The organism is Bartonella sp. AU16XJBT, assembly GCF_028618665.1.
In the GTDB taxonomy this organism is placed as follows: Bacteria; Pseudomonadota; Alphaproteobacteria; order Rhizobiales; family Rhizobiaceae; genus Bartonella.
The window spans coordinates 1-21,717 of record NZ_JAQITF010000001.1; the positions used below are offsets into that span (position 1 = coordinate 1).

General features: G+C 37.4%; 10 protein-coding genes. 6 read left to right on the top strand and 4 right to left on the bottom strand.

Annotation, left to right across the window (positions count from 1 at the left end; all coding sequences use genetic code 11):
- From PVV66_RS00005 to PVV66_RS00015, 3 genes are all read right to left on the bottom strand, one after another.
- Positions 1-4,200, bottom strand: a 4,200-nt coding sequence (locus PVV66_RS00005) for a hypothetical protein (RefSeq protein ID WP_273717535.1), incomplete at its 3' end; no start/stop codon positions are given.
- Positions 4,201-5,425: 1,225 nt separating this feature from the next.
- Entirely contained in the window at positions 5,426-11,563 is a 6,138-nt protein-coding gene (locus tag PVV66_RS00010) for a Vomp family autotransporter (protein ID WP_273717534.1), read from the bottom strand.
- Between the two features lie 1,086 nt (positions 11,564-12,649).
- Positions 12,650-13,168 carry a helix-turn-helix domain-containing protein gene (locus PVV66_RS00015; RefSeq protein WP_273717533.1) on the bottom strand — a complete coding sequence of 173 codons (519 nt, stop codon included), beginning with the start codon at positions 13,166-13,168 and terminating at the stop codon, positions 12,650-12,652.
- 943 nt (positions 13,169-14,111) lie between these two features.
- Between PVV66_RS00015 and PVV66_RS00020 the strand changes: the two genes are divergently transcribed.
- Entirely contained in the window at positions 14,112-14,381 is a 270-nt protein-coding gene (locus tag PVV66_RS00020) for a hypothetical protein (protein WP_273717532.1), read from the top strand.
- A 317-nt stretch (positions 14,382-14,698) separates the two neighbouring features.
- On the opposite strand, the gene PVV66_RS00025 is transcribed toward PVV66_RS00020, so the two are convergent.
- Positions 14,699-15,910 (bottom strand): MFS transporter, encoded by a 1,212-nt coding sequence (locus tag PVV66_RS00025; protein WP_273717531.1) that lies wholly within the window; start codon positions 15,908-15,910, stop codon positions 14,699-14,701.
- Positions 15,911-16,534: 624 nt separating this feature from the next.
- On the opposite strand from PVV66_RS00025, the gene PVV66_RS00030 reads away from it, so the two are divergent.
- The 5 genes from PVV66_RS00030 to PVV66_RS00050 all read left to right on the top strand — a co-directional run bounded on the left by PVV66_RS00030 (position 16,535) and on the right by PVV66_RS00050 (position 21,335).
- Positions 16,535-17,311 (top strand): trans-aconitate 2-methyltransferase, encoded by a 777-nt coding sequence (locus PVV66_RS00030; protein WP_273717545.1) that lies wholly within the window; start codon positions 16,535-16,537, stop codon positions 17,309-17,311.
- A 530-nt stretch (positions 17,312-17,841) separates the two neighbouring features.
- Positions 17,842-19,056 (top strand): MFS transporter, encoded by a 1,215-nt coding sequence (locus PVV66_RS00035; protein WP_273717530.1) that lies wholly within the window; start codon positions 17,842-17,844, stop codon positions 19,054-19,056.
- Complete coding sequence (locus tag PVV66_RS00040) at positions 19,053-20,258, top strand: ATP-grasp domain-containing protein (RefSeq protein WP_273717529.1); 1,206 nt, start codon at positions 19,053-19,055, stop codon at positions 20,256-20,258. Before PVV66_RS00035 ends, PVV66_RS00040 begins: the two co-directional genes overlap by 4 nt.
- A 23-nt stretch (positions 20,259-20,281) precedes the next feature.
- Positions 20,282-20,998, top strand: coding sequence for a YqcI/YcgG family protein (locus PVV66_RS00045; protein ID WP_273717528.1), 717 nt, complete (start codon positions 20,282-20,284; stop codon positions 20,996-20,998).
- The gene (locus PVV66_RS00050) at positions 20,991-21,335 is read left to right on the top strand and encodes a cupin domain-containing protein (protein ID WP_273717527.1); all 345 of its coding nucleotides are present in this window, start codon (positions 20,991-20,993) and stop codon (positions 21,333-21,335) included. Before PVV66_RS00045 ends, PVV66_RS00050 begins: the two co-directional genes overlap by 8 nt.
- Positions 21,336-21,717: the final 382 nt, after the last annotated feature.

Consider the following 21,717-nt stretch of genomic DNA (forward strand, 5'->3'; position numbering starts at 1 on the left):
AAGAAAAGTAATCTTGCTATTGGTTTTTCCTTCACCTTCACCATGTTGAGCGATAAATGCTCCTTTATCATTGTTCCACAATAAAGCATCACCTTTTGTTTCATTAATCTGGTTGGTGATATCATTGGTAATTTTATTCTGAATATTCTTGAAAGATGTGCCAACTCCAGCAAACGCTTCTGCTACACTCGGATAGCTTTGCTCCTCTTCTGTTCCATCTTCCTTAACTGTCTTAAGCGTAAAAGTAGGCTCTTTCCATTTGCCTTCCTCATCATAGCTCGCATTACCATCCAAATAGCTAACAAATTGCTTGTTCATCGAATAAAGCTGCGAACCATTAATTGCATCGGTAGAGTTTTCAGTTATATCACCATTGGTAAGAAAAGTAATCTTGCTATTGGTTTTTCCTTCACCTTCACCATGTTGAGCGATAAATGCTCCTTTATCATTGTTCCACAATAAAGCATCACCTTTTGTTTCATTAATCTGGTTGGTGATATCATTGGTAATTTTATTCTGAATATTCTTGAAAGATGTGCCAACTCCAGCAAACGCTTCTGCTACACTCGGATAGCTTTGCTCCTCTTCTGTTCCATCTTCCTTAACTGTCTTAAGCGTAAAGGTAGGCTCTTTCCATTTGCCTTCCTCATCATAGCTCGCATTACCATCCAAATAGCTAACAAATTGCTTGTTCATCGAATAAAGCTGCGAACCATTAATTGCATCGGTTGAGCTAACAGCAATATCTCCATCCTTAAGAGATTTAATTTTGCTGTTTCCTTTTGCATCTCCTTCTCCATGCTGCGCTACAAAGGCATCCTCATCCTTGCTCCAAGACAACGAATCCTGTGCAACGCCCTCTGAGACTTCTTTAATGCGAGCGTTCACATTCTTGATATTGTCATCAAGTCCTTTAAAGGCTGAACCAACATCGGTGTGCGATTTATCTGTTACCTCACCGCCTTTATCAATATTCGATAAGTCATACTTGGGTCCTTTAAAGTTTTTGCCATCAAAGGATACATCATCACCTAAAATTTTTGACAAATCATCTGTAATCGTATGAAGCTGATCACCATTAATCGCATCGCTCGAAGCTGATGTTATAGAACCAGCGGCAAGCGATGTGATTTTGCTGGCTTTTCTGTCTTCACCTTCCCCATGCTGGGCAGCAAAGGATTGTGCTTTACTATCCCACAACAGAGCATCACCTTTAACTTCTTGTGTGATATTTGTGACTTTTTCATTAAAGTCTTTAACAATGTTCTGCACATTCTTATCAATTCCGTCAAAGGCTTCCGCTACATTATTGTAGCTCTTTTCTTCAACTTCATTATTCTCTAAATTGAAAATTTTGAGCTTGAAGGTTGGTTTGTTCAACACGCCATTCTCATACTTAGCATCACCCCCAAAATATTCGGCAACTTTATCGCCTAGAGAATAAAGCTGAGAACCTGTTATAGCTTCATGCGAATCTTTCTCTATCTTACCATCAGCGACATTGACAATCTTGCTCGCATCCTTCTCACCATGAGCAGCATTGTAGGCGCCACCATCACCTACACTATCATCCCAATTTAAACCATTTGAAGAGACGTCCTTTTCAAATTCCTTAATGCGAGCATTCACAGTCTTGATATTATCATCAAGTCCTTTAAAAGCAGAACCAACATCGGTATGAGATTTATCTGTTACTTCACCTTTTTCATCAATAGTCGATAATTTATACTGTAGTTCTTTAAAATTTTTGCCATCAAAAGATACTTCACCACCTAAAATTTGCACTAAATCCTCAGTGATTGTATGAATCTGACCACCATTAACAGCATCTGTCGAATTTGCGTTAAGATCTCCACCCGCAAGCCCTGTTATTTTTTTATTCCCAGCATCAATACCATTCGCTGCTATTTTGGGACCATTTTCAATGGTTAAGCCCGTTGTATCTAAAGTGATATCCTTTAATTTCACACTGTTTAATGTGACATCTTTTGCCAAATCAAATGTTATTTCTTTGCTTATACTGTCTTTTTTATCGCTACTTTTAATCTTTAAATTATCACTTCCAGAAGCCAAGTTTAACTTATCACCCGGCTGAAAACCTGACACAGCCTCATCATTAAGAGAAAGTGTCCACCCTTGTGCTACAAATTCTCTTAATTTTTTTAGCTGCGCAATGTTGACAGCATCAGTGTCTGCATAACCCGCTGCTACGCCTGTAAGCTGTCGCGTTATCTTATTTGGAGTATCACCAATACTAAAAGCACCTTGAGTGCTTTTCCATATCACATCATCACCTGTTGATTTGCTCCCTATGGAAGGATCATAGCCTACAATGGATGCTGAGTTACGAGAAGAAGATTTATAACCCACAGCAACACCACCATCAGTAAGTACTTGCACATTTGAACCTAATGCCATACTATTTTTAGCTGTTGCAGCTGAAAGTCCACCTAATGCAATACTATTTTCACCAGATGCATTTGAAAAACCGCCTAATGCAATATTATTTTCACCAGATGCACTTGAAAGCTTCCCTATAGCAATACTTCCTTGCCCACTTTCTTCCTCACTGGCAGCAATTTTAATACTTTCCGATTCAGCATTCCATTTAAAGACACTACCATCGGCAGCTTTTTTAATCTCATTGTGAAGGTTTACATAAGACTTACCCACCCCCTCAAAGGCTTTTGCTACATTCGAAAAACTTTCTTCTTCAACCTCATTCTTCTCAGGATTGAACGTTTTAATTGTGAACTTTGCATCATCCCATTGGCCACTTGTAAATTTAACACCACCACCTAAATATCCAGCTATATGGGTAGCTACAACACTCAACTGACTACCATTTACCGCGTCTTGTGAATCTGCACTAAGATCACCAGGTTCAATATCCGTTATCCTTCTATTTCCAGCATCAATGCCACCCGTTGTTATTTTGGGACCATCAGTAATTACTAAGCCCGTGGCATCGAAGGTATTTGTGCCTGCCTTTACGCTGTCCAGTGCAATGTCCTTCGCTAAATCAAATTGTACCTTGTTGTCTTTATCACCTTTGGTAATTTGGAAGTTCCTACTTCCAGCAGAAAAATCTACTTCATCGTCTATAAGAACGGTTTTGCCATTTTTACCGCCAACAGACAGTTTCCAGCCATTTTGTTTCACAAATGTTTTTAAATCTTTTAACTGCCCTACATTTACTGCATCAGTATCTTTGCTACCAGCTGCTACACCTATAATTTGTCGCGTTATGTTCTGACCAAAATCACCAACACTCACTGCACCTCTCGTACTTTTCCACTGAGGTGTAGCATTTGTTGCAACCTCACCCTTTAACGAAGGAGCATAACCAAAAATACCAGCAGTCCTTTTGGATACAGAGTTGTTTCCGATAGCAACACCACCCTCAACTATTACATTAGAATCGGAACCTAAAGCAATACTTCCAACTCCATTTGCTTCTGAATAGAAACCTATAGAAATAGCATTTTTAGAAAATGCATATGCACGGTGGCCAAGAGCAGTCGAACCATACTCCGTAGCCTTAGAAACAGCTCCTACGGCTATTGAATAATCACCCTTAGCAGTTGTATAATCGTTGTCTCGGTCCGAATTATATTCTCCACCTACTGCAACACTGCTTTGCCCCAAGGCATGAGCCATATGACCTACAGCAACGCTCCACTTTTTTTCTACTTTCGCGTTCTTACCTACCGCCACAGTATTATTGCCGATGTCAATTCCATCATCTCCTCTAGTCATTGGTGCATCAATTCTCGTCATCGGATTCATACTAAATGTCGTTGTAGCATTCTCCGATACAACAGAATTATAAGCACCCTCTAAAGAAGGTATAGAAAAAGAATTATCATCACTCTTACCAGACAGGGTTCTGGTTAAAAAATTTGCATAATCATTCAAAACATGAGCGTTTGGTGCCAACGTCGTATTCGATACTGTTATATAATTATCTTTTGATACATCAAGAGAATCATCATAAACAGAGATAACACTTTGGGAAGAAACCACAGAAACAGCCTTTATATCTGTAGATCCCCCTTCTCTTGGAGAGAGATTTTTTGAAAAAACTGGAAAAACGCTTGACAAAAGTGCAGCAATTGAAGTCACTGTCACAACTTTAATAAAAGGAAAACGAGAAAATTTTAATTCACTCCCCGCTAATTTAGTATATAATTTGTTCATAACAAATTCCCCAATGAAAAAATTTTAACGACAAACACAAAAAGACATATTTAAACGCTAGAATTTTATCTAGATTTAATTTTTTAACATCGAAATTTATGTGATGAAAAGATAGAAAAATTATGTATTTAAATGTTAGAGTGAATATACCCGCTTTTTGTGTTCTCTAAGAAAATAAGACCTATTTTTTTATATATTAGTTAATATTTGTTTAATTTTTAGGCTTTTTGGTTATTTTTTGCAAGAATAATATTATTTTTTTTGTTTTTCGTTTTTTCTTTTAATTTGAAATGAGCAAATCTAGAGTAATGAAGGGGAGTTTTTTCAAGTAAAATGAAGTCAATATGAGCGGGCGGGTGGTTTTTCTTGAAAAATTTTAAGGGGAGATGTTGTTACTCTTTCTTACACTGATGCTTTTCTTTTGAACTTTAAAAATTAGAGTACGTGTTGTCATTTTACAGTTTTCAATACCAAAAGCAAATACATGTTGGGGTACGCTGTATGCCGCTATTAAGTGCTGCTTAACTTTTTTGCTAAATAAAGCATTTATAATTTCATTCCTCTCCTTTAAGCGTGAAAGCGCTAAAAAGTGGTATTTCGTCATCAACACTATAATTTTTCATGCCTTCAGAATCTATAGACACCGTCAATTAAATATTGCTCAACTGTTATTGAATGTTGGCTTTTGCTTGTTTGCAGAGGGTAAAAGTATTTATGCTCTCTCCTTCTACAGTCATACCAAGACTTGTAAAACAATATTCGACAAAACTATAAGAACAGCTACATTTATGAAATAATACCGTATAAAAGGCAAACAATAACAAGAACGAAAGTTTAAATTATTGTTGGCTCATTTTGCATATCATTTTTATCACTGCTCTTAGTAAAACTAAAATATCTTTAAAGAACTATTTTTCCCATTAGAAAATTGGTAGTAAATTTACAGTTTTTTAGAGAGCAAAGGAGATCCCATTTTTCTACCTATAAAGTGCTGCAAAAACTTTTAGCTGTAAAATTTAAAAGTAGAAAATAATGAATGTGTAATTTATGGAAAAATTGCATTTTTTTAAAATTTACTCGCTTAAGTGAGAATATAAGTTTTTTCTGTTTTTTAAACATGTATTTATTAATTTATATATGCGCCTTTTTTACAGATGTAAAAAACAATTCACCCCTGCCTCACGAGACAAGGGTAAAAAGAATTTTTTATGTGTTTTTTTGATTATTAGTTCAGGGTCATATTGAATCCCGCACCTACACCCCAATGACCGCCAGAAGTCGTTGCGGATACATTAGACCGAAACTTTCCATTTTCTGAGGTATAACCAGCACCAAAGGCAAATGCAGATTGACTACGCCATAAACCAGTACCAAATCCAACGCTTAATTTTCCAGGGGTATCATTGTAGCGTAAATTAGACACTGCTAGACCAATAGCCGCTGCTTGTCTTGCCTCTTTTTTTACACTCTCAATGCTGTAGTTTAAAACGTCAAACTTCATATCGGTATACTGTTTAGACCGATCAACCGCATCGTCAATCGCATCAATCACAATATTATTAACCCGTTGATCCGTATAATGCTTGGATTCATCAAGAATAATCTTCATCTGTTCTTGAGTATAGTCATGGAGTTGACCACCATTTACAGCTTCTTTTGATCCTTTCTCAATTTTACCATCAGCGACATTATCAATCAGAACTGGTTCACTGGCATCACCCCCTGCTAATGTGATTTTGTTGGTTTTTTTACCGTTTTCATCTCTGTCATAGCGAACAGCATCCTCAGCAATATCGTTAACTTTATTATCAATATTATCAACTTTGGCATCAATATTGATAACTGTGTCACCAATATCTGCAATGGTATTGGAAATGTTATCGACTCTGTTGTTAAGATGCTTAACATCTTTTTCAACACCCGCTACACGTTCATTGGTTTCCCAAAGTTGTCCACCATTAACCGCGTCTTTTGAACCTTTTTCAATTTTGCCATCAGCTACATTGATAATTTTATTCGGCTTACCATCGCGACCAGCATCATAGGCTTTTTCTTTATCATTCCACTTTAAAGCATCTGAATCGACCTTGTTGATGACGTCATCAATACGGTTATTAATATTTGACATCCCATCATTAATATCACCAAAAGCATCAGCAACATTATGGTGCTCTGTCTCAACAGTCTTGCCGTCCTTATCGACTTTAGAAATCTTGAAAGTAGGATCTGTCCATTTGCCATTCTCATATTTAGCACCACCACCGAAATAATTCGCAAGCTGGTTACTCATGAAATAAAGCTGGTTACCCGTAATAGCATCCGTTGAACCATCCGCAATCTCACCATCCAAAAGATATTTCAATTTGCTGTTTGTCTTCTTGCCATCTTTTTCATGACGTGCAACGAATGCTTCTTCTTCATCATCCCAAAGTAAAGCATCTTTTGAGATACTTTCAATTTTCTGATTAAACTCATTGGATACATTCGTTAAACGCTTATTCACATCTTGAACATTATTATCAAGACCGTCTAAAGCTGAACCAACGTCATAAAAATTAGCCTTCCCTACCTTACCATCTACGATAGCAGATAAAGTATATTTCAGTCCTTTAAAGGCACCATCAACAAACTTTGCGCCACCACCAAAAAACTTGGCAACATCTTCTGATATTTTATTAATCTGGCTGCCATTAATTGCATCGTGGGAATCTTGGGAAATGCTACCATCTTTGACGTTATGAAGAGCAACTGGTCCGTTGTTTTTATCACCGCCCAAAGTTACGCTACCATAATTAACACTACCATCGTCATTCTTATCGTAAAGAACGGCAGCAGCAGTTACTGTCTCAATATCTTTCGTAATATCCTTTATGCTTTTATCAAGTTGGTCTTTGTTAACAGCCTCATCACCCTTCTCTGCTGCTTTAACACCAGAAATGGAACGTGCTACCTTACCATATCCTGCAATATTGATTTCAGTCCCAGCTGTATCCTTACCAATCGTGATAGGATCTGAAATTCCGTCTTGTTTAACAAGACTATTTTTTACCACATCGGAAATCTTATTATCAATATTTGTAATAGAAGTATTCACACCCGTAAATGCATCTGTAACATTATTATAGGGCTTACCCTGAATAAGGAAGGAAGGTTCGATACCGTTCAATACATCTGTACTGCCACCAAAATATTTTGATGTATTTTGAGCAACTTTTGATAAGTTATCAGTAACAGTTTTGACATTTTCATTCGTCTTAAAGAGCTGTGAACCATTTATGGCTTCCGTTGATGTTTGAGAGATCATTCCATCTTTTACACCCGAAAGAGTTCTTTCTTCGCCATCTTTATTGACAATACTGATTTCTGTCCCCCCTGTTTCTTTACCAACAGTGATAAGACCGTCTTCTCCCTCCTGCTTAACAAGGCTATTTTTTGTTATATCAGAGATTTGATTGTGAATATTCGTGAAAGTATTGTTCACACCTTCAAAAGCATCAGCAACATTATCATAAGGCTTTTTAGAAACAGTACCATTATCTTCAATGTGATAAACTTGGAAAGTAGGGGCATGCCATTCTCCATTTTTATCATAACCAGCGCCGCCACCAAAATAAGAAGCAACATCATTCATCGAATTGATCAAATTTTGATTGACATTCTTGATATTTGCATCAAGCCCTATCAAAGCATCACCAACATTATTATGTTCCTTTTGCTTGACTTTACCATCTACACCAACCTCCGATAAATTATATCTTGGTCCTATAAAGACTCCATCTTCGAACGATGTTTTACCACCAAAATAATCAGCAATGTCGCTACCCATATAATGAATTTGGGAACCATTGACTGCATCGGTTGAATCTTTAGTAATGTCGCCATCTAAAAGATAGGTAATCTTACTAACCGTTTTTTCGCCGTTTGGTCCATGAAGTGCAACAAATGCACCTTCCTCTTCACTCCACAATAAAGCATCTTGAGAGAACTTATCAAATTTATCATCAAATTTCTTGTCTACATATTGTATATGATTATTCACATTTTTGACATTTGCATCAAGTCCTGTCAAAGCATCACCAACATTGTCAAAAACTTTCTGCTCTACTTTACCATCTGCAGAAACTATCGATAAATTATATTGTGGACCTACAAAGGCACCATCTTCAAATGCTGCATTACCACCAAAGAATTTTGCAATATCTCCAGATATCTTATTAATCTGACTACCGTTTATGGCTTCTGTTGAACTGTTAGAAATTTCACCATCTTTGACACCTGCAATGGTTCGCTTTCCATCAGTCCCCGTGACATCAATTCTCGTACCACCTTTTTCAGTACCAATAGTGATAAGTTTTTTATCCTCATCCCATTTAACAAGACTATTTTCTACTATTTGATCTTTTATTTCGTTTAACTGTGAAACATTTACAGCGTCATTTGCATTAGTACCCTTTTGTACTCCTGTAATTTTTGTATTGGCAGCATAGATACCACCCTTAGTCATATTTGGACCGTCCTTGATCATGAAGCCGGCATTACTCATGCTACTAAGCCCTGTTTCTACACGACCAACTTTAATATATTCACTTAAATCAAAGGATACTTGATTGTCTTCGTTTTTGACAATTTTTATATTTGTGTTCTCACTCTCATTATTATCATCATCCTTATGCTTAACTGCAATAAGATCTACTGTACTCCCAGCTGTAACATCTGTAGCATTGTTTCCATCAACAGAAAGCTTCCAGCCTTTTTCTGCAAGCTGTCTTACATCTTTCAGCTGCTTAAAATTCACTGCATCAGTATTATCTTCCCCATCTGCCACTTTCGTAATTTTCTTATTGCCAGCATCAATCCCATTTATCGTTATTTTTGGACCACCGTTAACAAACCCAAAGCCATTATTATCCATAATGCTGTTGCCTGTCGTGACACTCGTGAGCTTAAGAGTATCATTCAAAGAAAAAGTAACTTTATTGCTGTTGTCTTTTGCAATTTTGATATTTTTGCTTCCGTCCTCACTCTCCGCCGCAACAAGATCTACTGTACCCCCAGCTTTAACATCTGTAGCATTGTTACCATCAACAGAAAGCTTCCAGCCCGTTTCCACCCCTGCTGTAAAGTCTTTCAGCTGCTTAAAATTAACAGCATCAGTATCATCAGTACCAGCTTTCACTTTTGTAATTTTTTTATTGCCAGCATCAATACCTTTCATCGTTATTTTTGGACCACCGTCAACAAACCCAAAGCCATTATTATCCATAATGCTGTTGCCTGTCGTGACACTCGTGAGCTTAAGAGTATCATTCAAAGAAAAAATAACTTTATTGCTGTTGTCTTTTGCAATTTTGATATTTTTGCTTCCGTCCTCACTCTCCGCCGCAACAAGATCTACTGTACCCCCAGCTTTAACATCTGTAGCATTGTTCCCATCAACAGAAAGTTTCCAGCCTTTTTCTGCAATTTCTTTTACATCTAGCAACTGTGAAAAATTTACAGCATCATCTAGATCTTCCCCATCTGCTACTGCAGTAATTTTTTGATAGCCAGCGATAATACCACCAGAAGTTAGTCTTGGTTTATTGTCTCCAGCAAACCCAAAGCCATTTTCATTCATAATGGTTTCCCCCGCAACAACACTTTTTACTGTAATATTCTCGGCCAAATCAAATATTACATTGTGGTTATTATCTTTCGCAATGTTGATATTCTTTTTACCTTCTTGGCCAACTGCTGTAAAATTTACTAAACCGTTTGGACCAATAGCCGTAGCATTCCCTCCATTAACAGCAAGCTGCCAAGTTGTTTTCGTTGCTTCTTTTATCTCTTTCAGCTGTTTATAATTTACTGCTTCATGATCTTGAGTCGCATCTGCCACGTTTGTGATCTTTTTATTGCCAGCATCAATACCATCCACAGTCATACTTGGAGCATTCTCATCTGCAAACGTAAAACCATCAATAGTTACTCTTGGCCCATTATTAATAATAAAGCCATCATCACTCATCGTGCTTTGCCCTGTGGTGACGCTCGTTAACTTAAGATTATCATTCAAAGTAAATTGAACTTTATGCTTATTCTCTTTAGTTTCTCTTTCAATCGTTAAGTTGTCTTTTCCCTCTGGTTTTTTATTTTTCACTGAAAAATCTATTATGCTGCCTGGATTCACGTCTGTAGGATTTTTATCGTTAGCAGACAGCTTCCAAGCTCCTGATGCCACATCTCTCAAGGCTTTTAATTGCGCCACATTCACAGCATCAGTATCCTTAGTCCCTGCTGCAACATTTGTAATCTGTCGCGTTAATTGCTGCTCAGTATTACCAACACTAAAATCACCTCCAGTGCTTTTCCATGCAAGACTAGTCTTTTTTGTTGCAGCATTTGTTACAGGATCATAACCTGCAACCTTTGAGTCAATACGAGAGACAGATCCTCCCCCCACAGCAACACCATCTATAACACGCACTTGTGCGTTTATACCAATTGCAACTGAATGAGCCATCTCAGCATAAGTATGGGAACCTATGGCAATCGAATTTTTACCTTTCGCTATTACCTTTCTTTCCTGCCCGTTGTCTGCAGGCTCCCCACCACCTATTGCAATAGAACCAAGAGCTTGCGCTTCAGCCTTCGAACCTATAGCAACCGTGTAATCTTTCGTTGCTTTCGTTTTGAGCCCTAACGCAACACTATTGTAACCAGAAGCAGTCGCAAGCCCTCCAATAGCAACCGTAGACTCCCCTGACGCCTCTGATCCCACGCCCATGGCAACACTTGCTTTACCACTTGCAAGCGCAGAAACACCAAAAGCTTGCGCCCCTCCAGCCTTTGCTGTCGCGCCTGCACCAAATACCGTGGAATAATTTCCTGTTGCCGCAGAACCACAGCCCGTTGCAAAAGAATAAACACCATAAGCCTCAGGCATAGCATTTAGAAACCCTTTAGAGCCAGCTGGTCCCATATAAGTAGCATTGTTGGTCAGAAGCCCATCCCCCTGCCAAGTAACCTTGTTAGTAGTCACATCATAAGGGTTGCGTCCGTTACCCTCAGTGTAACCATTGATAAATCTGTTATATTGTTCCTCTGCGGTTATTTGTTTATTATCAGCAACTCCTTGTTGTTGCTTACCGCCACGACCAACAACGTTGTCTGCACCGCAGTAGTCATCATCACCAACTAAAACAACACTGCCATGACTACCATGTGCATATGAAACGCCGGTGCCACTTGTGCTCAAATTAGCACCTCCTGTTATCGCAAGATTGGCAGCAAAAACGGGAGAAACACTCGATAAGAGTGTGGCCATTGCCGCGCTGAGCGAGACAGCTTTAATTAAATTTGGTGTGGAATATTTTTTTTTCATAAGAATCTCCTCCAACAGAGTTCAACATCATCACAACGCGCAAAAACACTCATGGCAAAACCCTTGTTTGCGCACCTCAAAAAAACAATAAATCAATATAAAACTCCCCCTCTGACGCCGGTATTCCTTACGGCATCATCCTAAAATCTTTGCAATAACATCGAATCTAGAAAAGTCCCCAATCCTTTTAGCTAGAGGGATTCAAGCTAAAAAATAAATAAAAATACAAGACTTTGAAAATATACCGTAATCTCCATTAAAAAATACTGCGATTTATCTCTTAACAAAAACAGTTTCACTAAAAAGCAATTCTACTTTTCAAATAAAGCGCATCAGCAAAATGGCAAGAGTATAAAAAATAATTTTTTATCAATTTGTAAAAATACTTCTCAATAAAAGAGCTTTTCTTATAAGCACAAATTTATGATTTTTTTAACTTATCGCATAATGTAATAGATAATGACGAGCATCATAATCTCACTCTTTACTAGCGATCTTTGTTATGCTATAATCTACTTTAGTATGGGTGTACTTCTTTGGAAAACATATTTCATGTAATGAGGTGCGTTTTGTAAAAAGTTTCAACATGCTTAGTGTGTTGTCTTGATAAAAAACTAAAGCGGGCTATAAACAGTTCTTTATTCTTCTCTTATATGTCTGTTACCCTTTTATAGGAACCAAATATAGTTTCGGCACCATAATGGGATTAAAGCCACAGTGTCTTTTTTCTGTTATATAAATTTTTTTAAATATCACAAACCGAAAGGAAGATGTTTTATAAACTCTTTCTCTTCACGTAACCCACTGTATTTTCACTGTTGTCAGTATCTTTTCCTTCAACAAATACATATTTCAGGAATAGTGTTCGCTGCTTTTTGAAAAAAATTTATTTGTATCATCAACCGACATTCTTTTTATAAACAATTTTATCTGTATAATATTAATGTATTGATTTATAATTATAATTTATCGTTTTTCAGGTTGAATAAAAGACTCGAAGATCATGAGACCTTCCCATTTCAGACTTGTTCATACAGTAGAAAATCGAAAAAATTCCATTATTTAAAAGGGCTGTTCGTTCGTATCTTATGACGTTGCTTGATGCGCTTTCTCAATTTCGATTTTACGCTTTAAATGTAATTTTAAAAGTGGCATCGTGGCTTCGACTTCTTCCATATCATTGATGTCTTGAATAAACTCTTGCAATTTTCCATAAAGCTCTGCAGCTAATTCTGCAACATCTTCAGGAGGCAAATTTATTTTTGCATCATGATAAGTTATATAAGCCAAATGTCCAAGCTTTTTCATCAGCCCAGTAGGAATCGCTTGCGGTTTAAAACCAGCTGCTTTCGCTTTTGCCATATCTGAAAACATCTCACCATTGCCCGTTACAAGCCAATCTAATGAGACACCGCAAATTTCTTGATATTTGGAGAGCGCAGAGGCTGTAGGCTCACTTATACCAGTTTCATAAGTTCCTATAGAACCAGCAGTGATACCAAGATGTTCAGCAAACTGCTTACGCTCTGTAAAACCAAGAGCGCGACGCACTTCGCGAAAACGTTTTGCCAACTCAGTTTTAGGTTTTGCTTCCGGACGAGCCAAAAAAATCACTCCAAAATCAATATAATTGTTGACTAAGTAATTATATTAATTTATATCTATCATTACTGCTCCTTAAGAAGAGCAGTTACCACATACACAACCCCACAAAAATGGATGTTACAGCATCCCTCTAAGCAGGAGCGAAAATTATGACAATCCCACAAAAAAGGCAATCGCCATAGTATTTTACCAAGCCCCCTACCCTCATACAACCTAGACAAAACGCGTGGAATTTTACCAAATACTGCCCTCCAGTGTCAAAAACATTTGAATATCATCTTACAAAAAAATGATCCTTGCCATTGCCAATTGTATACCCATCGAGCAAAGTTCTATCAAAAAGCGCAATCATATGTTTCAAAGCAATAAAAGGCCAATCCGGTTCTCTTCATTGCGTGCTGCACAATGTACCACTGAAATCTTATTATAAAAATATGCAAATACACTTCCCATACCATAGTTTTTATAAGATAAAAGGTTTATCAATGTCTAAAAATCGATATAAAATAGGCAAAATAATTGCATTTCTACAAAAAATGAGATTATCACACATTCTTAAGAAGCTGAACATTTACAAACCATGCTTGCTTATTGTAGATATTAATTGCACTGATTTAGCTGTAATTGGCAATAGAGATTTCAAGGTGTTTGGTTTATCGTCAAGATACTCCTCTCCTCTATGCAAATTAAAAGCCTTTTGGCAATATATTTTAAATGCTATAAGTTCTAGAGCAAACACATTGCCATCCATATTTACAATTGGGCACTTCAAAGTCTTGGAGTGATAAAGTTTTTAATAGGCATTGATTTATAAAGCGCGTATTTTGCAAAAAATTGACAAAACCGTGAGGTTCGTATACATGGCAGTTCTGAGTGATGATAGTGGAGTGATACTTAAACAGACCAAAGCTGCACAAAAAACCGCAACGTGGAGGAATTCAGCATGACCTATTTATGCGATAAAGAATTATCCGATACACTGGTTGGTCTTTATGACGACTATCAACGTGGTTTCGACATTGGAGAAGAGCTTAAATTGTGTGTGGATTTAGCTTTATCTCTTGAATTAGAGCTTAGTATTCTCCGTTTAAGTGAAACAGATGCACTTTTAAAAAAAGAGATTGTACAAACCTTGCATCGTCGCAGAAATGCTCATTCAAATGAGGATGAAATTGATGCAATTTTTCGTATGGATTTTGAAAAACAAAAATAATGCAACACTCTCCCCATATGATGAGAGAGTACTTTACTTTCTGCTGTGTTTAAACCAAAAAAATTTTAAGAAACTTTAACGTGTTGCGTCTTTGCCTCCTTACAAAAGTCCAATGAATTAAAGAAACGCATTAATCCTCTTTGGTCATCATCAAAAAATAAAGAGTATTTTATAGCATAAATTAATTTATGCTTTCTTCATTAAAAGCACCAACACTTTCACATTTACTCACCACCCCTTTAAAAGCAAAATATGAAATATACGGCGTTATAAATGTTTATAAAATAGCGTATAGTTTTACTACACTTCAATGTAATTTATCGTTTTTCATGTTGATAAAACAGCACAATAAATATTCCAACAAGCGCAACAATGCTTTGAAGAAAATATATCGATTGAGGTGATATGCTACTGCTATCGCTTGCCATAATGAGATAGACTCCGAGGATAAAGCATCCAGACAGACCATTAAAACTTGCCTGCAATCTTCCTTGATATTCCGGATCGCAAGAGAGTTGCGATAAAGAAATCGAAAGAGCCCAACTTGAAAGCCCAAATCCAATCATGAAATAAACAGGAAAAACAACAAGCGTGTGTGCATTGACAGATAGAATGGCAAGACCGATAGCCATAACAGCTAATAAAAGTGCTAATGTTTTCCTTATAGATAAAACTTTACAAAAAAATGGAGAAAGAAGCGCACCAGTAAATACGCCCATGGAATAAAGCGCCTCAAATATTGCAAAAGTCCTGCTATCTGCGTTTAAAACCTCTTGTGTATAAGGCACCAGAATAACAGGAATAGTCATCAAAAGCGTCATAATAATCATCTGGCTTATATAAGGCATAAAAAGAACCGAATTCTGCTTAAAATAATGAAGGGACGCTCTATAATTTTCCCACCAGTTTTGCTGATTTTGATTTTTAGATCTTTGGTTTTCAGGTACTTTCATTGCAAAATTAAACAAACCAGCAATAATAAAAAATATGCCGCCTATCAGAAGTGTTCCTTTTGTTCCTGCACAGGCGAGTATAAATCCACTAAACCCCATACCTATGATAGTGCCAAGTTCATAAACCATATCGATGGTTGCATTTGCATTGATGAGCTGTTTTTTAGGAACAATACTTTGGATCAAAGGGACAGCTGATGGCATATAAAGAGAAATAAAAATACCCAATAGAGCAGATAAGATCATTAAATCAATTTCCATGCCAAAATACCCAAGCATTACCCAACCCACAATCACCAAACCTCTGACAAGATTTGAAGTGATAATCTGCATTTTACGATTGTATTTATCCGCCAATACACCCAAAAAAGGTGCAAAAAGAATGCTAGGCGCCCAAAGAAAAAGCATCATCAACGCTACACCACGGATCGAACTTGTCTGATTGTAAGCAAGCCATGACAATGCAATGTAATTTAATCCGTTTCCAAACGTAGCAAACAAACCACTCAGGGTAAAGTAGAGAAAAGCTCTGTTCTCGAATAGAGCAGCACGTTCTTTCAAATTTGCAACGAACATAAATCATTCCCTCATACATACATCATTCAGTATGCCACATAATCACATTTAAAAATATATATTGAGTTCTTATTTTAGTTCATTAAATTTAAAGGAATGAAATTCCTCGTTTTATTAGAGCGTGATACATTTTTTATGAAAAGAAAACTCTCTAAATATCATATGGGATAAGTTTAACATACTGAAGATTAATAAATATTTCTACTTTCATTGCGCGTTACATTGGCACTATAGATATAAAATAGTGACGCTGAAATGTGTTGTTTTGGCTGTACAGTTACAAAGCGAATAGGCAATCTCATTTTTACGATAGAGTGTTTGAGAATGATCGTTTCCGCAAGCAAGTTATAAATTTAATGCTCATAAAAGGCATGCAAGAGGTAATCGCACCAGAAGTAAGACAGATTTTTAGAGGAATATATGGAATTTCCAACTGATTGCTCAAAAAACAATTTACTTTCAAAATGCATCATTTGAAGCAGAAGAGAATGTAAATATCAACTCTATAGAAAGTGTCAAAGAGCAGCTCCCATTCAATTTTCTTTTAGAATTTATTACTTGACATAATGGACAAAGGAGAGCTTCTTTATGTACAGTGCAATTCGTGAAGGGGGATCACACCATATGTTAAAAACTATTCAACCGCAAAGTGAAAAATTTGATGGACTGGCTGATGATTATGATCGTTATCGTCCACGCTACCCCTTCACCTTATTTAAAACCATGCTGCTTCCTTTTAAAGACAAAAAGCATTTGTCTATCGTGGATGTAGGGGCTGGAACGGGCATTGCATTAGAGGGAATTGTCAAACTTTTAGGAAATGAACACCACTATCATGCTATTGATGTATCAGCAGATATGATTAAACAGGGACAAAGCAAATTTCCTTTTGTGCAGTGGTATCACGGCAAAGCCGAAAGCCTCTTGCCCCAAATCGGCAAGGTTGATCTTGTTGTTGCAGCACAAGCGTTTCAGTGGATGGATCGCCCTCTGTTGCTTCGCAATGTCTCAAGTCAACTTCGCGCCGGTGGTGTCATGGCTGTCATTCAAAACAATCGTGATTTTCAAAATAGTCAATTTCTAGCCACTTATGAGACATTATTAGAGAAGATGAGCCCTAATTATTCCCGTTATTATCGCAATTTTGATTTTTTACAAGAAATGCGTGATGGTCTTGGAGAAAATCCTGAAAAGATTGCTTTACATACACACAATTGGACAATGACAATCCCATCCGAAGCTTTTATCGGCATGAGCCGCTCTTCAACGCAAGCGCAACGCGCCATTGCCAGCCATGGAGAAGAATATTTGCAGCAATTGGTTACACTCATAAAACAATACGAAGTGCAAGGAAATTTGGAACTTTTGTATCGAAGTGAACTCTACATCTATATGAAATAATCTTACATCTATGGTTATCCCCGTTACCTTTCAACGCATTATAATCTCCCCCCAACAAATGAAGTCGTCCGCCCCAAATTGATTGTATAAAGAGCCACCTAAAGCTGTACTAGCACACCTCAATCTGAAGCCATAAATAATTTCTGCCCGATAATTAAGGTTTGTTGTCCCTTCAAAATCCAAGCTTATCCAGTCAATAATCAATAACAACCCAGCAACCTTGAATTAAACAGAGACACCCCTTAAAATACCAAATATGGCTCTTAGGCGTAGCTGCGCTCATCATCGAATAAGTACCCCTTTATCGGCAAGGTGTCCCACAAAAAACGTAGCAAAAATACCAGTTGTCCTCGCTACTTAAATTTCTGAAAATGGGATATTATTACAGTAAATATCAGCGTTCAAATTTATATCATGCCCCTATCGAAAACACTTGACTTATCCCGTAATAGATGTACTAACTGTTTATGAGCGTGTGTACCAATTATAATACTGCATATTTTTAAAGATGCAGACATGGGGGGAATGATGTGCGCAAACAGCTAATGTTTCGGTTTTATGGGCTTGTTGTTCTGCTCTATCTTTCTGATATGGTGCTTTTCTTAAGTAACCTTTGGAATGCTTATCGCATAACATCCTCATCGGTTTTTCTAGGCATAACCATGGCTTTAGGGACCCTTACACCCTATCTTTTGAAAAAGAGTGGTTTTGTGCACATTAAAGCATCGTTGCGATTGATCGATTTATACACAAGACGGATCATCATCTATAGCCTCCTTTTATTGATTGCTCTTTTTCATTATGTCGACTCCCGTTTTGGTTTTATTGTGGTCTCTATCTCTATTGGTTATCTCTCTTTGATCACCTTAAGTACGCTGGAGACTTATAATACTAAACTCGCGCTTAGTGGCTATATTAGTGCTCAAAAGGCTTCTCGCATTATGCAAACAGTGGTGCAGATTGGCGCCTTTTTGGGGGCAGCATTGAGTGGTTATCTCTTAGAAGCAACCAGCCCACGAGGGGTAGCAGCTGAAGTCGGCTATAATGGTTTGATTGCAGCGATTTGTGTGTTTGACATTATCGTAAGCCTTGTGGCCGGATATGTCATCTTTCGCGATGAATATCATGCCGACAGCACTACAAACGGCTTGCCGCCTGTCACCGATAAAGAGACAATGCTTATACCGCAAGCAGATGGGCTTTCTCTAGAGCTTAAACTTTTATGCATCTGCATAGGCCTTATTGGCTTTCACATTTGCTCTTATAATACACTAGCAACTATCCTTTTTCAGAGTGTGAAAAATTTTGGCTCTGAATATTATGGGTTGTGCAGTGCTGTTGCAGGTGTGGGGGCTTTTTTAGCTGCTTTTATCAAGATCCCGCGCTTTGAATTCATTCTTCCAGCCCTTGTATTGGGTTTAGCTGATCTTATTTTTAGCACCACGCAATCGCCTTATTTGGCTGTGATTTTTTGCTTTTTTATTGGCTTTTCAATGAATACCATGCGGATTAACGCCCGCAAACATATGATTGAAGCAACCCGAACAGAAACTCAAGCAGAGCTGGTGGGAAGCTATAGCGGCATGCTTTATACTCTCTCTCAATCGGCTGGTTATGTTATCCTTGGTCTTCTTACAAGCTCTGCCCTTATGGGACCTCAAGCAGCCATTTACCTTCTCCCCCTTATAGGGCTGATAATTTTTATTTATGTTTTTTTCCTTTCATCACAGCGGGCCAAAGTATGAGTAAATCCATTCTTATTGTCGATCCTTTCTCCACGGGTGCTCTTTATAGTCCTGCTTTACAAAAATTAGGCTATGCTTGTTATGGCGTTGTCTCTCAACCAGTTCCTTTTTCACACTTTATGCTCTCTTATCAGGGTGAGGGCATGGTAGAAGCGAAACTTCATAGTGTCGATGAAATAAAACAGCGCTTTCCTGTCGGTGCGATAAAAGCCGTGGTGGCAGGCTCCGAAATAGGTATTTATTGTGCAGAACAATTGGCTGCTTATTATGGTTGTGCCGGAAATAACCCCTTGACCACTGATTGGCGGCGAAAAAAGACAGCAATGCAAAGGCGCCTTTGTGAAAATGGTTTATCCTATATTCGATCAAAAATTCTTACAAAAGGTGATTGTGCTCTCGATGATTTTGAAAGCCTCAGTGGCTATGTGGTAAAGCCAAACGATTCTGCAGGAAGCGATGGAGTTTTGTTTTTCTCTAACCGGGAAGAAGTGGCGGCGTGGATTTCTGAAATTGACTGGACGCAAAAAAATATTTTTGGCACACCTAACGAGGCTTATTTGCTCCAAGAACGATTGGAAGGAGAAGAATACATCGTAGATGCCATTGTAAAGGAAGAAGCTATAAAGATATGCGCTTTATCACGATATAAAAAGGGTATTCATAATGGAAGTGCCTTTGTTTATGAATCGCTTGACGTGCTTGATGCTCAAGATCCTCTTTATGCCGCTCTTATCTCTTATGCAAAACAGTGCATTCGCGCGGTGGGAATTGAATATGGGCCTGCACATATGGAAATCATGCACACCGCTCGTGGTCCAGTAATGATCGAAGTAGGAGCCCGCCTGCACGGAGGGATTGCGCCCACTTTGTTTGCACATTGCTATGAAAATGATTTACTTGAAAGCGCCGTTAACCTTATTGCGGGAGTGTTTTCACAAACACCAAGTCGTTTTAAGAAAAAAGGGCGTATTATCTTTCTTATCAACAAAGTTAACAATCATATCATAAAAGATGTTAATCTATGGCAGCAAAAGCTTCATTCTTGGGAAAATGTTGTTCATTTTATGCTCTTTTTTAAAGAAAATGAGCCTATCCCCCTAACCATCGATTTAAATACCTGTCCAGCTATTATAGCAATTTGGGGCGAGAGTGATGATGAATTATCGACTTTGGAGAGGATAATTCGTAGCAATTTCTTATAAAATACAACAATTGGGAGGAGTACATGGATTCAGCAGCGCAAATAATTGAAAATATCGATAAATATGAAAAATGGAAACAAGTCGTTTTTAACGAATTCGATGCAATAATGAATAACAAAATCAGGCCTTTTCCTTGCCTATTCGGGGTGAATGGATACCAAAAAGACATGCTGAGATTTGGATTCTATAAAAAGTTGACCGCAAAAAATATTATGGAAGATCTCATAAATTATTGCGACAATTATAAGAGCTTTGGAAAAAATACATCTTTTGTTGCATTCGAGGAGCCAGCCCCCATACAAAATATCGAAGTTTATAGAGAGAAATTCTGGTCTATACTTAAAGATTTGAGAATGCTTGACGACCGAGAATGGCCTAAGCATATACCTAAAAATATGGATGACCCTCTATGGGAGTTCTGTTTTCATGGCGAACCTATGTTCATAGTTTGCAATACGCCATCCCATATCAACAGAATAAGTAGAAAAAGTTCTACATTTATGTTAACTTTCCAGCCTAGATGGGTTTTCTCTGATCTACTGGATACAGAAAAAAAAGCAAAGAATGCCTTCTCCACTGTAGGAAAAAGACTTGAACCTTTTGATATTATCACAAAGTCTCCTTTTTTAGGAAAATACGGTGATCCCCAAAATAGAGAATGGATGCAATATTTTCTGCAAGATAATAATATTGAATCCCCACCTTGTCCATATCACGTAATGGAGCACGATAATGACTAAATTTTCCAACATTAAATTAAATAAAAGTGTATATGATATATTAAAAATGATGCTTCCAGAGCAAGGATCAATAGAGATACAAAGAGATTTTCCAGGAAAAATACATGATTGGCATATTCACCACGTCGATGAAACTCTCTTAATTATAGAGGGAGAGTTAATTTTTTTCTATGATGAAAAGCGCATAACCTGTATACAAGGAGATATTATACATCTACCTGCCAATACAAAGCACAAATCGATTGCGGCAGACGTAGGATGCATATACGCAATTGCTACAGAAAATCTCACGATTGAAGATAGTGTAGCTGAATACTCTCCAATTTCTTCTCTCTGAAACAGAATTTTAACTTTTACTGCCGCTTTTCTCACAAAGATATGCATCTTGAGTTTATGCGGCAGACAAGGCTATTAATCTCCAATTCAAGGCCCGCGTAAAAACTTTTCAGTTTTTATCGCAAAGGTGTATTTCTCTTTACTCGCTGATATTGTCACAACGACAATTAGTATTCAAGTTATTTGGTTTTTGTTAAAAGCGGCTGCATTAGATTTTGCGTTATTATGGCATCTATTTTCTTTTTCATAATGAAAGGAACTATCATAATAAACAAGTAGTGAAAAAATAAATGGCTATATCTATAGTAAATGCCAAAGTTACACAGATAGCCTTCGATCTTATTATAACTCCTGAATTTTTAAAAAGTTACTTGGTGAAGAAA